This window comes from Pedobacter sp. JY14-1 (assembly GCF_029269825.1).
Lineage (GTDB): Bacteria > Bacteroidota > Bacteroidia > Sphingobacteriales > Sphingobacteriaceae > Pedobacter.
Genome location: NZ_JARJHU010000008.1, coordinates 454,860 through 469,525, shown reverse-complemented (window position 1 = coordinate 469,525; position 14,666 = coordinate 454,860). Strand labels below are relative to the sequence as shown.

The 14,666-nt window shown below is 38.1% G+C and carries 13 protein-coding genes; 7 read left to right on the top strand and 6 right to left on the bottom strand.

The features are described 5' to 3' along the window. Positions 1 to 6 precede the first annotated feature (6 nt). Genes P2W84_RS15575 through P2W84_RS15560 form a run of 4 tightly spaced genes read left to right on the top strand, consistent with a single transcriptional unit; the run spans position 7 to position 4,468 of the window. On the top strand, positions 7 to 1,308 hold the full coding sequence (locus P2W84_RS15575; RefSeq protein WP_276091083.1) for a hypothetical protein: 1,302 nt from the start codon (positions 7 to 9) through the stop codon (positions 1,306 to 1,308). A 46-nt stretch (positions 1,309 to 1,354) separates the two neighbouring features. Then, on the top strand, positions 1,355 to 2,749 hold the full coding sequence (locus tag P2W84_RS15570; RefSeq protein ID WP_276091082.1) for a hypothetical protein: 1,395 nt from the start codon (positions 1,355 to 1,357) through the stop codon (positions 2,747 to 2,749). Between the two features lies 1 nt (position 2,750). Beyond that, positions 2,751 to 3,554: a 6-hydroxymethylpterin diphosphokinase MptE-like protein gene (locus tag P2W84_RS15565; protein ID WP_276091081.1), complete on the top strand. Its 804-nt coding sequence runs from the start codon at positions 2,751 to 2,753 to the stop codon at positions 3,552 to 3,554. Continuing rightward, on the top strand, positions 3,551 to 4,468 hold the full coding sequence (locus P2W84_RS15560; protein WP_276091080.1) for a glycosyltransferase: 918 nt from the start codon (positions 3,551 to 3,553) through the stop codon (positions 4,466 to 4,468). Before P2W84_RS15565 ends, P2W84_RS15560 begins: the two co-directional genes overlap by 4 nt. A gap of 619 nt (positions 4,469 to 5,087) precedes the next feature. On the opposite strand, the gene P2W84_RS15555 is transcribed toward P2W84_RS15560, so the two are convergent. Then, the gene (locus P2W84_RS15555) at positions 5,088 to 5,423 is read right to left on the bottom strand and encodes a hypothetical protein (RefSeq protein WP_276091079.1); all 336 of its coding nucleotides are present in this window, start codon (positions 5,421 to 5,423) and stop codon (positions 5,088 to 5,090) included. A gap of 371 nt (positions 5,424 to 5,794) precedes the next feature. On the opposite strand from P2W84_RS15555, the gene P2W84_RS15550 reads away from it, so the two are divergent. The 3 genes from P2W84_RS15550 to P2W84_RS15540 all read left to right on the top strand — a co-directional run bounded on the left by P2W84_RS15550 (position 5,795) and on the right by P2W84_RS15540 (position 9,150). Beyond that, positions 5,795 to 7,069 (top strand): hypothetical protein, encoded by a 1,275-nt coding sequence (locus tag P2W84_RS15550; RefSeq protein WP_276091078.1) that lies wholly within the window; start codon positions 5,795 to 5,797, stop codon positions 7,067 to 7,069. A gap of 1 nt (position 7,070) precedes the next feature. Beyond that, positions 7,071 to 7,964 (top strand): glycosyltransferase family 2 protein, encoded by an 894-nt coding sequence (locus P2W84_RS15545; protein WP_276091077.1) that lies wholly within the window; start codon positions 7,071 to 7,073, stop codon positions 7,962 to 7,964. A gap of 148 nt (positions 7,965 to 8,112) precedes the next feature. Beyond that, complete coding sequence (locus P2W84_RS15540) at positions 8,113 to 9,150, top strand: lactonase family protein (protein ID WP_276091076.1); 1,038 nt, start codon at positions 8,113 to 8,115, stop codon at positions 9,148 to 9,150. Here the strand turns inward: P2W84_RS15540 and P2W84_RS15535 are convergent. Genes P2W84_RS15535 through gmd form a run of 5 tightly spaced genes read right to left on the bottom strand, consistent with a single transcriptional unit; the run spans position 9,147 to position 14,652 of the window. Next, positions 9,147 to 10,727: a capsule assembly Wzi family protein gene (locus P2W84_RS15535; protein WP_276091075.1), complete on the bottom strand. Its 1,581-nt coding sequence runs from the start codon at positions 10,725 to 10,727 to the stop codon at positions 9,147 to 9,149. The genes P2W84_RS15540 and P2W84_RS15535 overlap by 4 nt on opposite strands. Before the next feature lie 36 nt (positions 10,728 to 10,763). Then, positions 10,764 to 11,846, bottom strand: coding sequence for a mannose-1-phosphate guanylyltransferase (locus tag P2W84_RS15530; protein ID WP_276091074.1), 1,083 nt, complete (start codon positions 11,844 to 11,846; stop codon positions 10,764 to 10,766). A 5-nt stretch (positions 11,847 to 11,851) separates the two neighbouring features. Then, a complete protein-coding gene (locus tag P2W84_RS15525) occupies positions 11,852 to 12,784 on the bottom strand; it encodes a GDP-L-fucose synthase (RefSeq protein WP_276091073.1) in 933 nt (310 codons plus the stop codon). 4 nt (positions 12,785 to 12,788) lie between these two features. Continuing rightward, positions 12,789 to 13,574, bottom strand: a complete 786-nt coding sequence (locus P2W84_RS15520; protein ID WP_276091072.1) for a WecB/TagA/CpsF family glycosyltransferase — start codon at positions 13,572 to 13,574, stop codon at positions 12,789 to 12,791. Further along, on the bottom strand, positions 13,540 to 14,652 hold the full coding sequence (gene gmd / locus P2W84_RS15515) for a GDP-mannose 4,6-dehydratase (RefSeq protein ID WP_276091071.1): 1,113 nt from the start codon (positions 14,650 to 14,652) through the stop codon (positions 13,540 to 13,542). Before gmd ends, P2W84_RS15520 begins: the two co-directional genes overlap by 35 nt. Between the last annotated feature and the right edge of the window lie 14 nt (positions 14,653 to 14,666).

The following is a 14,666-nucleotide window of genomic DNA, read 5'->3' as shown; positions in this document are numbered from 1 at the left end:
AAAGCCATGCGCAACCTTATCATTAGTGCGTTAGTTTTTATGTCGAGTATCTGTCTTGCGCAAAACAGCAAAATAGTTCTTTCTTCAAGGTGGTTCCATCCTCGGAATTCTAATGATACACTTAGTACGCTTAAAGTTACTAAGGAGTTTGAGGTTGAACGATTAGACTGGTTATATTGTGATGATACTGATAAACTCAACGAGCTATCTAATCTTGGAATACCTTTCAGCCTTGCTATAAATCCACAAGTAACTGATTCATTCGGTTATAGTAGCCTGAAAATGCGAATGGTAAATCTGTATGGCAAGCCTATAATTGCTCCTTGGATGCGTGCGTGGAAAATATCTAATCCATATTGGGGTTGTGTTAATAATGTACAATTTCAAGAACTTTTTCTAAAAGCATCCGAACGAATGGTTGATATGGGCGCATATGGAATTATGGTTGATGACGCAAGATTTAATGATCATGCGGTGGAGTGGGGCGGATGCTATTGTACATTCTGTTTAAGGGCATTTAATCTATTTTTAGTTAAAAGAGGGGTTTCATTTAAGAGGGGGTTTGATTATCGTGATTTCAAGTTGAGTTTAAACCAATCAAATGATAAATATTTTAAATATTTCAAAGAATTTCAGAGAGAGTCTGTTATTGCCTTTCTTAAAAAATGGAAGGAGGCGTTGAAGACCTACTCTGCTAACGTTGTTCTATTAACAAATAATTTTGGTGGTCAATGGACCGATATCTATAAAGTTTTTGATGCTGGAATAGCTGAATTTGCTGAAAGTTCTGCTAATTATGACCAGGTAGACACTGCAATAAAGAATAGTAATCTGTTGAAGAAAAGACAGATATTTTCTTACGCGTCAAGGAATGAAGGAAAAACACTAGGTTTTTATCTTTACTCATATTTTAATAATGTTGAGGCTTTAATTCCATGGGACACTTTCTTGGTTAGCGAAAGTACTATGGATGTCAAGCGATTCTTTATAAATAGTGATCGGATGATTCCAATTGTAAAATTTGTGAAGTCAACCAGGGATTTATTGAATGGTGCAACTAATGTTTCAAATTCTTCTCTTGGAATCGTTGCAGAGGCTAATACACGTATTCGTTGTTATCATCTTGCTGACGGTTCATTATATCTGCTTGCTGTGATTGATTTGCAGTCTAATGTATCGAAAATTAAGGTCACTGTTCCAAGTCAATTAGTCAACCAGAACTCAGATATATTTAAAAATACTACAAAGAAGATGCAAGGTTCAATGGTCACCTACGAAGGGGACTTGATTTTATTGAAGTTGACATGAAAGGATACGCCTTATGATTAAGCGACTTTGGGACTCTCCCACGCTAATGACTTGGTTAAGCTATTCGACCAGGGCGCTTTCCCTATTCGCTGTACTACCATTGGTGTTAAGGAAGTTTGCCCCTGGAGATATAGTATTATGGTATTTGTTTTCGACAATAATATCTCTACAAAATCTCGCAGACTTAGGATTTCGACAAACATTTTCAAGAGTAATTTCATTTGCCTACGGCGGGGCTAAAGATATTGGTACATTTGTCAACAAGAAATCAACGGAGATTCTATCAGAAGAACCTAACATCCCTTTGCTTACTGAACTAGTATCTACAATGCAAGTTATATATACTTGGTTGACAATATTAGTTTTAATATTGGGAAGTAGTTTTGGTACATGGGCTATGGCAGGCCCTATAAAGAACGCTTCAAGTACTGGACAGTCATGGATGAGCTGGGGGGTTGTTTTATTGGTTTCTTGTATAAGCTTCTATGGTAAAATCTATCTGAATTTTTTAGAAGGTTTATATAAAATTGCCTTAGTAAGAAGAGTTGAAACTATCACTTCTGTAGGTAGTATATTATCAAGCTTGTTAGTATTAATTATCTCGCCTTCATTGTTGAATCTAGTACTAGTTAATCAATTTTGGGCGCTGTTAGTTACGTTTAGAGATTGGTATCTTTGCAAAAGAGTAAACAATGGTTTTTTTAACCTAGTTTCCGTAAGTAGACCTTTCAACCGCACAATATTTAACAAAATCTGGCCTCAAGCCTGGAGAAGTGGTATATCAAACTTCATGTCAGTTGGACTGACGAATTTATCCGGGTTGGTATATGCACAAGTAGGTGGCGCATCCGCTGTCGCTTCATATTTGTTAGCTATACGTATAATAAATCAAATCAAGGATATTTCAATGGCACCGTTTTATAGTAAACTTCCTATTTTGGCGAGGTTAAGGGTATCCAATGATTTGTCAACCCTAATCAGAACAGTGAAACGAGGAATGTTTATAAGCCATATTGTGTACGTTCTAGGTTTTATTTTTGTCGGTGTTTTTTCAGATTTTATACTTTCAACTATCCATAGTGAGGTGCCTTTTGTAAGTCAACCACTCTGGATGCTAATCGGCTTAGCCTTTTTTATACATCGTTATGGTGCAATGCATATGCAGGTCTATCTTTCGACCAACCATGTAATATCTCATATTGCTGATGGCGTCTCGGGATTATTATATATAATTTCCGCATTACTTCTAAGCAAGTTAATAGGAGTATATGCTATTCCCGTTGGTTTACTAATCGGATATTTAGGGTTTTATAGCTGGTATGCCACAATTCATTCTATAAAAAGCTTAGACGTCAACTTTTGGGACTTCGAGAAAAGAGCATCTTTAATACCGGTGACCTTAATGATATTATATCTTGTTTTTTACCTTAAATTTTTATAAGATGGGAAAGAATGAAAATCCACTTCTTAATTCAAATGAGCACTTGAACCCATACGGGTTTGCTTATCGAATCATCTTGGATCGCTTAAAGTGGGATTTAAGTGGGTTAGCTGGCGATTCTAGACGAAAACTAAAAAACCTTCGAAATCAATATTCTGGGCAAAAGGCTGTGATTATGTGTAATGGTCCTAGTCTAAATAAAGTTGATTTTGATTCGCTAAAGAATGTATTTACTTTTGGGCTGAACAAGGTGAATTTACTATTTGACAGAAGTGACTTTCGTCCGAGTGCAATTGTGGCCGTCAATAGTCACGTAATTGATCAAAATAGAGATTTTTATAATTCCACAGACTTGCCTCTTTTCTTAGATTCGAAGGCTCATAAAATCATTAAGGGAAGAAAAAATGTTACATTCCTTCATTCGGCCCCTATAAAATCGTTTGTTAGAGATTGTACGATTAGTATCAATCAAGGAGGCACGGTCACATTTGTAGCAATGGAATTAGCTTTTCATATGGGATTTAGTGAGGTAGCGTTAGTTGGATGTGATCATTACTTTAGTAGCAAAGGCGCTGAAAATAGCTTGGTATCTTCAGGAAATGTAGATGAAAATCATTTTGACAGCAGATATTTTTCTGGTGGGCAGTTATGGCAACTTCCCGATTTACCTCAAAGTGAATATAGCTATGCTCTGGCTAGAAATGCTTTCACTTCTCACGGCAGAAAAATTTATAATGCCACAGATGGTGGATATCTTGAAACTTATGATAGAATCAATCTTGAGGAATTTTTAAATAATGTATGATCAAATTAGGTATTGTAATTCCAACTTTTAATCGTGTTGCTTATTTAGATAGGCTGCTTGCTCAGATACAAGACTTTTCCATAGATCATTTTGATTATCATGTAGTCGTTGTTAATGATCAGTCGACGGATAACACTGTTGACATAGTTAATGCACGAGGTAAGCAATTCCCAAATATTACCTTAATCACTACAGATGGCAATTGGTGGTGGACTAAATGCTTCAATGAAGGAATGAAAGTTTGCTTTCGCACATACGATGTTGATTATGTCCTTTCTTTGAATGATGATGTGGAGCTCTATGAATTTTTTTTTCAAGACCTTTTAGAAGTTATTAGTCAATTAAGGTTTTTGAATGGTGAATATTTTATGTTCAACTGTGGATCTCGTGATATTACTAATGGTCTTTTTTCAGATCTTGGGACGATAAAAGATTTTAAAAATCCGTTTTTTGAAAGGAGGTTGACCTTGGATGATTTTAAATCTAATTTAAGTTACGCTCCCGTAAATCATAACCATGGCCGAGGAATGGTTCTTTCTAAAGCTGTATTTGAGTTAATTGGAGAATTGGACTTTAAAACCTTTCCTCAGTATCTTGGAGATTCTGAGTACGCAAATAGGGCATATCGAAGCAAAGTAAATCAGTATTTTACTAAGAAACCATATCTTCTTTCTTACGTTGACTTGACATCGCGCACTAAATATGAAAACGTATATAGTCTTAGAAATTTTTTAAAAAGATTATCTGATAAATATTCTGATTGTAATCTTAAGACGTTTTATAAATACAATAAATTGACAAAGACCGGTATATACAGTTATTATTTTACCTTGATAGATGCGAAGAAAATAGTTGGCGGATATGTAAAGCGTTGGATAAAAGCTAAGTTCAACAACAAGACTGATTTAATATGAATTACATTATGACATAAATTACAATAGTATTGAAAACTGTACTTGCGAACTTCTTGGATGTAATCATCACCTTTTTGCTGCTGTTTTTATATATGGAACGGTTTGTAAATACCCCATTAACGAAGCTTTTACCAATTATTTTACTCATTTGGTTGACGATAAAGTATCATTTCAAAAATCAAGCAATTGGGCGCCGAAGGTCATATATGCACAGTACTAGTGCGAATTTATTGTTTTTATTAATTTCAATTGTGTCGATAGCGACGCTTCGAGATAACAATCCCGCTGTCGGCGCGAATACTCGTTATCTTAACTTCTTCTCATTTGTGTTCTTCGCTACAGCGTGTCACCAAGTTTTCAGGTATATCGATCAGCGGTTTAAAGATCGGTTTGACGTATATTACTATATAATAATTTCTCCATTTTTCCTGTTTATATTGACCAACCTTATTTTTTGGTCCATTGGGTTCAAAGGTACAGACGAAGAAGGTATTGACATTGGTAACTCGGTTACCTTATCATATTTCGGTATTAACTATCCAAGAGTAAAATTTCCTTTTACTAACGGAATTAACAGCTATGGGACGCTCGTCGGTGGAGTGTTGACTATTCAATTGGTTTACTTCTTCGTAATGAAACAAAGGAATCTCATCGGTGTTGCCTTTATTGCCTCGTCGCTTTTGACGCTATTTTTGACTGATTCTAGGTCTGCAGTTGTGTATCCGATTATAATTACAGCGTTATTATTTTGGATAAGTAGATGGAAAGAGATTAAAAAGTTAAGATTCATTACATGGGCATGGCTGTTAGGACCATTGTTAATTTCGGTTTTATTACCGATGCTGGCAGCGATACCTTTATTTTCTGACTTTTCGAGATCATCAGAAGATTTCGCAACCGGAAATTCCAGATTCGTAATATGGCTGCTTTCGCTGAAGGAGCTTTTAAATTTCAAGCTTATACATTTGGTAGGATATGGTCTATTTGGTCACTATGCGTCTGGAGTATCCTTCTATTGGGCCCATATTTTCGGGTTATCATCTAATAGCATAATGGTACATCCCCATAATTCCGTATTTTCAATTATTTTCGATTATGGCTATATTCTATTATTTATACTGTTATGGTTTATAGGATCGACAATTAAAACGTGTGCGAATTATTGGTCATCAAGGCGGCAATTGATAATTTTATATCTCGGTTTTTTAGTTTACTTTATCTTAATTTCAGTGACCGAATCATTTTTTGGATTTTATTATTTAGATTCTATCTATTTTATAATTCTGTTTTTCTTTTTAATAACGAAAGTCAATACAACATTTAAATATGGCAAATCAGCACGCGTTCGGTAAGAGAGATTTCTTTAGCATTTTCCTTAGGAGGCTAGTATATCTTATCTTTAGGGTTATCAAGAAGTTATTTACAACTCAAAGTGAATATGGTCCGATCGTATTTTATAAAGCAACCTCTCAGCAGGAGTATTCAGATCTTATAAAGAAGATTAGCTGGTTTTTGCCTGATGAAAAAGTGCTGGCGAACGCAGTATTGGTTTCATCAGATAACTTTGAATATATTGAAAAATCAAATTATCTATCGGATAAGTATCGAGCTAGTGGATTCAGTGTCAGACTTGAACATTCAGTAAATGACAATATGCTCTTTAGTAGCGCGTCGATTATAGTATTGACGAAATTTAGGTACATATTTAAGTTGGCCATACTAAAGAATATTGGTAAGATTGAGATAACCGATCCTTATTTTTTTTCATATGTAGAATCTATTGCATGGCAAAATCTTTGTCACAATTCGATGAACAAGGAGTCTAAATCATACTATAAAGAAGTTACTAAGCGAAATTTTTCTGTGCTACAACAGCGTATAATGGGTAGAGAGAATGCTGTTTGCTTTGTGACAGGACCCTCATTCGATGCTTATAAGGACTATAATTTTGAAACCTATGATCTAAAACTGATATGTAATAGCATCGTTAAAAATGATGATTTTTTAACATATATAGGTGGGCCAGATATTTTAGTTTTTGCTGATCCAGTTTTTCATTTTGGACCGAGTCTGTACGCTGAGAGTTTCAGGGACTGCGTCTTCAAAGTAGTTAGAAAATACAAGTGTTTCGTATTTGTCCCCATTAGCACTTTACCATTAATTTTGAACCGCGCTGAAGACTTATCTCAATATTTTATTGGCATTGAATATCGGAATACCAGTTTCCATTTTCCAACGTCTGAGGAGATTTATGTTAAAGATAATGGTAACATTTTGACCAATTTGCTAATACCAATAGCATCTTCATTTGCCAATAAAATATCAATATTTGGGGCTGATGGGAGGAGTAAGGGAGAAAAGTACTTCTGGACACATAGTAAAACCGCACAATTTAATGATCTGATGAATTCGACATTCGAGTCACATCCTTCTTTTTTTCGCGACAGGGACTATTCCGATTATTACGAGCAACACTGTAAAACAGTTAATGACTTGTTGGAATTTGGGGAAGCGCAAGGGAAAGTGTATTACGCTTTGACACGATCTTTTATTCCGGCCCTCCATTCGCGAGAGGTCAATACCCGATCTCACAATAATTAATATGATTTATATTTGCATACCTGTTTTTAATAGAATTGCCTTTACTATTAAGTGTATCCAAAGCATTAGGAGGCAATCTTACAAAAAATATAAAATTGTAATCTGTGATGACGGCTCTACAGATGGTACTTCCAACATTCTGGCAACAGACTTCCCTGAAGTTATAGTGCTCAAAGGTAATGGAAATCTGTGGTGGTCTGGAGCTACTAATGAATGTGTTAAATATGTGCTTTCAGTTTGTGAACCCGACGATTTTATTTTTACGTTAAATAATGATACTGAGCTTGAAGATTCATGTTTAAGTATTATTAGTGAATTTGCAGACTCACATCAAGATTCTCTCGTTGCTTGTGGGAATTATTTTGCTAATGATACAGTAAAAATTGAAGGAACAGCATTTGTTCAGCGCAACAAGTGGCCATTTTCCTTATATCATGGGTTATTATTTCCTTGGGGACAGGATGTTACAAATCTTAAGGAACGGATTTTTGAAGTAGACTCGGTTTCGGGTAAGGGAGTTTTAATTCCCATAAAGGTCTTTAGGAAAGTTGGCTTATACAATGCGGAAAAATTACCTCAGTATCACGGTGACCAGGAATTTTCAAGACGGGCTAAAGAACAGGGTTTTCGTATCTTTCTGAACCTTAATGCGATTGTTTATACTGATCAGACAGCATCAGGTATTGGACAGGTCAATTCTAAAATTAGCGCTACTGAATTTTTTCGCAGCCTCAATTCTTTAAGATCGGAAAATTATATTCCTACATTATATAGAAGGGCTAAAATCGTTTACAAAAAGAAATGGATAATATACCTTGTGTTCAATGTAGTATCTATTCATCTTAGATTTGCAAGACGTTATATCAAGGCTTGTCTTAAAGTTGGGAAATATTAGCCGGAAGGGCGTAAGATATTGATGTTATTGAGTTAAAATAAGTATTCTGGTACGTTTGACCTAAAAAGTGATATTTGTACGAATACTGTCAAACTTCTACATCTATAGATAATAAAAGTTTAAAGGTTTAGGATTGTTAATGTGATTTATGTACCAAAGAATGTTGATCGGTAGTTACACCGACGAAGCCAACCGATCCGGATTACAATTATGTACGGCAAATAGCGTCACAAGAACCTTAGAGGTGCTTGATCTATTGGAGATTAGCAATGCATCTTATTTTTGTTTCAATGCTGATGAATCGATAGTATATGCTGTTAATGAAAATCACACGCCTAACGATTCTATAACGGCAGTACAAATAGATAATGAGACAAACAAGTTGAGAATTTTAGATACTGTAAAATGTGGTGGATCTGACCCATGTTATATCAGTACCGACATTAACAGTAAAAATGTATTCATAGCCAACTATAGTGGCGGATCTTTATGCGTAGCTGGGCTTACAGTTGACGGCCTTTTTACCGGGATGAGTCAGGTTATCTGGTCTGAAGGCACTGGGAGTCACATGCATGCTGCTATACTTTGCCCAAAACAGCAGTATCTGTTAGTAACTGATTTGGGTTCTGATACACTAAGTGTCTATTGCTACAACTCGCAGGAAACAAGACCTTTAAACACCCCCCCTTTCTACGTGTATAAGTTTAATTCAGGTACAGGGCCAAGGCATCTTGCATTTTCACCGGATCAGCGTTATCTGGTTGTTCTTGGAGAGCTCAATGGAACGCTAACCGTTTTGAAGTGGGATAGTGGAAGTTTACGCTATTGCCAGTGTGTTAGCTTGGTTCATGAAGATTTTCAAGGCGATGTCAGTGCCGCTGATTTGCATTTTTCAAACGATGGCCGCTTTCTATACGCTTCAAATAGGGGTGATGCTAACGAAATAGTTGTGTTTTCATTTGATACTAACACTGGAAGCTTACATTTTGTCGAGCGGTACTATACTCATGGAGCCGGGCCGAGAAATTTTGTTATCGACCCAACGGGCCGGTATTTGTGGGTGGCAAATCAGTATTCCGGTAATTTGCGCTTATTCGACATTGACTGTCATACCGGCCTTTTGAAAGATAGTGAGATGGATTTCAAAGTCAGTCATCAACCGGTTTGCCTTAAGTTTTTCCGCTAGAACTTTTTATTTAGTCGTATGGATAAAGCAGAACTATTGTTGAGCAGATCGCCACGATCAATCGCCACGGTAAATCCACAATAAATATTATTTTTATTTAGCCTCTTTAACCCGTCGAGGTAAAAGGATGTCTGATTGACTGGCCTGAAGATTTCTCCTCTGTTTGGAAATCTATCTGGTCCGGTAGAATGGCCATAACGGCTGGTTCGAAAAGTGCCATAGTTCCTTGAAAAGGATAGCTTAGATGTCAGTACCCATCCTTTATATGCACTTGAAAATCCCAGATGAATTGCCGACACCCGGTTATTAATAAAATGAGTCTCCTTTGCAGTCGCTTGGCCAGCTTTGGCATCTTCTTGTAATGTAATGAAAGGATTTCCCAACGCCAGATCCATATAGGACCAACCTTGCAAGTAATAGTAATTGTTGTAGTAATCCTCATCGCCGGACGCTGTTGGCTTGGACCATGGGTAACCGGCTTGGTTCTTACTGTAAAAGAACTCTACTAAAATCTTTTTCCATTGAAATCCTGCGTTCGGACTTGTCTCAATCTTATTGTTTCGAAGGGTAAATCCATTTAAACCGTCAGCGATGTTAGCTAGTTTGGACAACGCGCCAACATCATAAAAATTTTGTCTGTATAGTTTTGCGGTGATGGTTCCAAAGTCGTATTCTAGCCCCACATCTATTGATCCAAGCTGATTTCCAATCTTCGACCGTTCGATACTCGAATTTTTTCCCCCGTATGCGCTACCGGACACGACATACCAAAACGTTTCAAAGCCATTGAGACCAAACCGATCCGGACCATAAATCTCTTTTTCGCTACCCCAAAATACCTGATGGCTGAAACCACCGTAAAGTTTTAACTTCCAGTCCTCTCTGCCAATGCGACCGTACAGCGATTTCTGGTGGAAATAGGTATACGGCCTTTTTTTGATCGAGATTATGATTTCTGAGTTCTCGAGTCTACCAAGGGTGTCGGCAACTTGTCTGTGCCCGATCCATCCATGTGAAAAGGTGCCTTTTATTGAAATTAATTCGTTAAGGATAGGCAACTTCCAATATTCTGGAATGGATAATTCAATTTTAGGAACACCTAATGCATTGCCAGATACCGCGAAATTTCCCGAACTTAATGTGGTATCTCCGTTCAAACCCATTATATCCCTGGAACGCCCAGCCTTTATTTGAAATATAGACAGTTTGGCTTTCAAATATGCTTCGATAAGTTGCAAATTAGCGTTGTTCCCTCCATTTGCCCGTCCTTCAATAGCGAATGCCCAATCCATTAATCTCGGGTTCCCCTCATTTTTATCACCGTTAGCGAGTTCATAGTCTTTCGAAATCCGGCCGATGGCTGTTCCCGATATTCCCGATAGCGGAATGGAACCAAATTGGTTAGAGCGCATCCAAAATGGAACTGTACTATTTGTAGTACCAATAGCTTGCACTTCTATTTCTGCATTATAGCCACTTGCTAGCTGACCTCTTGCGTCAACAAATAAAAAAGCTGCTGATATTACAAATATCAGCAGCTTTTTTAGCCCGTTTTTTGAATTAAAATAAATTTTCATAGGACATCGTAAGAAAAGCCTTTCTAAAGGTTATGTTTAAATAAATCCGTCTCCATAGGCCGCACTCATTTCTTTCACTACCTCTTTAATCTCTTGTTCCTGACTTTTTGGATAGATCAACAAGGCATTACCCTCATCGACCACAATAAAATTGTCTAATCCTCTTATTACCGCAAGTTTATCGTTGTTGATATGAATAATAGAATTTGTAGTGTCTTTAAGGCTGATCTGTTTGGAAGCGACCACATTATTATCGGTGTTTTTAGGAGCAGCCTCATATAAAGATGCCCAGGTGCCCAGGTCTGACCAGCCGAATTCCGCAGGTATGGTGTACACATTATCCGCTTGTTCCATAATTGCATAGTCGATAGAAATATTCGGTGAAGTCGGATAATATTTATCTATGAAAGCGCGCTCCTGGTCAGTGTTATATACCGAACTTCCTTTTTCAAATAAGGTATGAATTATGGTACAATGTTTTTCCAAGGCACTTATTAGAGAACGTACTTTCCAAATGAAAATTCCCGCATTCCATACATAATTGCCTTCTGCCAAGAATTCCTTTGCCTTGGCTAAGGTAGGTTTCTCCTTAAATTGGATAACTTTGTGAACACCATTCTGCGCTTCATTTTCATATTTAATATATCCATATCCAGTATCAGGTCGTGTGGGGGTAATGCCTAAAGTAACTAATGCTTCATTTTTATCTGTGAATTTCAAAGCCTGCTCAACCTTTTCTATAAAGGTATCCTGGTATAAAATGAAGTGATCAGAGGGAGCTACGACCACGTTCGCTTCAGGATTCAATCCGTGGAGCTTGAATGAAGCGTACGCAATACAAGGCGCTGTGTTATTTCTACTGGGTTCACAGATCAGCTGGGATGCGGATATACCATCCAGTTGCTGCAGGATTATTTTTTCATATTGTGCATTTGTTACTATGAAGATATTCTCAGCAGGACATAACTTCAAGAAGCGATCGTAAGTTAACTGAAGGAGAGACTTGCCGATACCTAAAATATCTAAAAACTGTTTTGGATAATTGTTACGGCTTTTAGGCCAGAATCGGCTGCCAACTCCGCCAGCCATAATCAGTACGTAATTGTTCGGGTTTGTCATCTGGATCAGTTCCAATTTAAGTCTTTAACATCTTGAAATACTCTTGTTATCCCTTCCTGCAGAGAGACTTTTGCTTTCCAGCCCTGAGCATGTAACTTGCTAACATCCATAAGCTTCCTCGGAGTGCCGTCAGGTTTTGAAGTGTCGGTAATGATCTCCCCAGTATAGCCCACCACCCTGGTAATCAATTGTGCCAGTTCGAGGATAGAAACGTCTTCTCCAACACCTATGTTCACGAGGCCCGGCTGATCATAGGTTTGCATAAGGTAAAAGCATGCATCTGCAAGATCATCAACGTATAGGAATTCACGTTTCGGAGTACCAGTGCCCCATATGGTAACTGATGGCTCGTTGTTATTTTTTGCAGTAATTACTTTTCTGATCAAAGCGGGTAATACGTGTGAGTTGTTTAGATCATAATTGTCGTTTGGTCCATAAAGGTTGGTAGGCATCACTGAAATGTAATTACAGCCATATTGTGAGCGATATGCATCACACATTTTTATACCAGCTATCTTTGCAATAGCATAAGGTTCATTTGTGGGCTCCAATTCTCCGGTCAGGAGATAGTCTTCCTTTAGTGGTTGTGGCGCCAGTTTAGGATAAATGCATGAAGATCCCAGGAACATCAGTTTAGTGACATTGTTAATGTAAGCGGCATGGATCACATTATTCTGTATCATCAGGTTTTCGTAAAGGAACTGACCCCGAAATGTGTTGTTGGCCATAATCCCACCGACCTTTGCTGCCGCAAGAAAAACGAAATCAGGCTTTTCAGATGCAAAGAAAGCATTCACCGCCTGTTGGTTGGTTAGGTCGAGTTCTTTCGATGTGCGGGTAATTATATTTTCAAATCCTTCTGCTTGTAACTTTCTTACAATTGCAGAGCCGACCATACCCTTATGGCCGGCAACATATATTTTTGAGGATGTCTCCATGATTTTATTGTTTGCGTAATTTTTCTTTGATGATCAAATAAATGAATTTACTGTTTGTAACAAGATACCGTTTAAATAGCCGCGTGGGCTCCTGGGCCAATCGATAAAGCCATTCCAGGCTGTTTTTTTGCATCCACTCGGGAGCTCTCTTTTGTTGCCCAACAAGTACCGGAAGCGCACCGCCGATTCCTAGCATAACAGAAGGAATAGCGCCTTTCATTTCTGCCATCCACCTTTCTTGCTTTGGACACCCCAAAACGACAAAAACGAGGTGGGATCCTGAAGCAGCGATCATTTCGGTGATAGCTTCCTTTTCTTCTGCCATCAGGGGTCTAAAGGGAGGAGAATACATGCCGGCGACCTTCAAATTCGGATAGCGCATTTTAAGGTATTCGGAAGTTGCATTCAGAGTAGCTTGTGTACCTCCGTAGAAGTAAACAGTCAGTTTTTGTGATTCGGCTTCTGCCAGTAGCCTGGGCAATAGACTCATTCCATCTACCCGCTCCTGGTGTGTCCTATAGAGCCATTTAAAACTTTGCGCTAAAGGCATGCCGTCGGGGGTAACCAAATCAGCATTGTTAACGATTTGCCGGAATTCTGCCGACTCTGTAGCTTCTATGCACATATGTACATTGGCTACGCAAACGTAAGAGGATTGTTTATTTTTGGCATATGTCATAATGGCACTTACGAATTGCTCGTATGTGCCATTAGATATGTCAATTGAAATAATTCTCTTTTTCGGAAGCATGAGCTTATTCGTATTGGTTTTTAACAGCGTAGCCTGCATCTTTCAGCATCTTTTCTTTCTGGAAGTGCTTTACATCAGAGCTCATCATATCATTAACCAGTCCTGCTAAGTCATATTTAGGTGTCCAGTTTAATTTTTCTTTACACTTGCTTGGATCGCCGATCAGCAGGTCAACTTCAGTTGGCCGGAAATAACGTGGATCAACAGCTACCACTTCTTTGCCAATTTCAACTTGGAATTCCGGATTGTTGCAGGCTTTTACATAACCTTTTTCATCAACACCCTCCCCTTTGAATTCCAGTTCAACGCCAACTTCACCAAATGCCATTTTGATAAAATCACGAACGGTTGTCGTTACGCCAGTTGCAATAACGAAGTCCTCCGGTTTTTCTTGTTGCAGGATCAGCCACATCGCTTCCACATAGTCTTTAGCATGGCCCCAATCCCGCTTTGCGTCAAGGTTACCCATGTATAACTTGTCCTGAAGGCCTAAAACGATTTTTGCAGTGCCTCTTGTGATCTTACGTGTTACAAAAGTCTCTCCGCGCAGTGGACTTTCATGGTTGAAAAGAATACCGTTGCAGGCGTAAATTCCGTAGGCTTCGCGATAGTTTACTGTGATCCAGTAGGCATACATCTTAGCTACTGCATACGGTGACCTGGGATAAAAGGGAGTGGTTTCAGACTGCGGCACTGCTTGAACCAATCCATAAAGCTCTGAAGTTGAGGCCTGGTATACTTTGGTTTTTTCGACAAGTCCCAGAATACGAATTGCTTCCAATATTCTTAATGTACCAATACCGTCTGCATTTGCAGTATATTCAGGTGTTTCAAAACTCACATGAACGTGGCTCATTGCGCCCAAATTATAAATTTCATCAGGTTGAACTTGTTGGATAATGCGGATTAGGTTTGTGGAATCGCTCAAATCACCGTAATGCAGTACAAATCGAACATTATTTTCATGTGGATCCTGATAGAGATGATCGATACGATCTGTGTTGAACAATGAGCTGCGACGCTTAATGCCATGCACTTCATAACCTTTTTTTAATAGAAGATCGGCCAGATAGGAGCCGTCTTGGCCTGTAATACCAGTGATTAGAGCTTTTTTCATTGAGTTATATAATT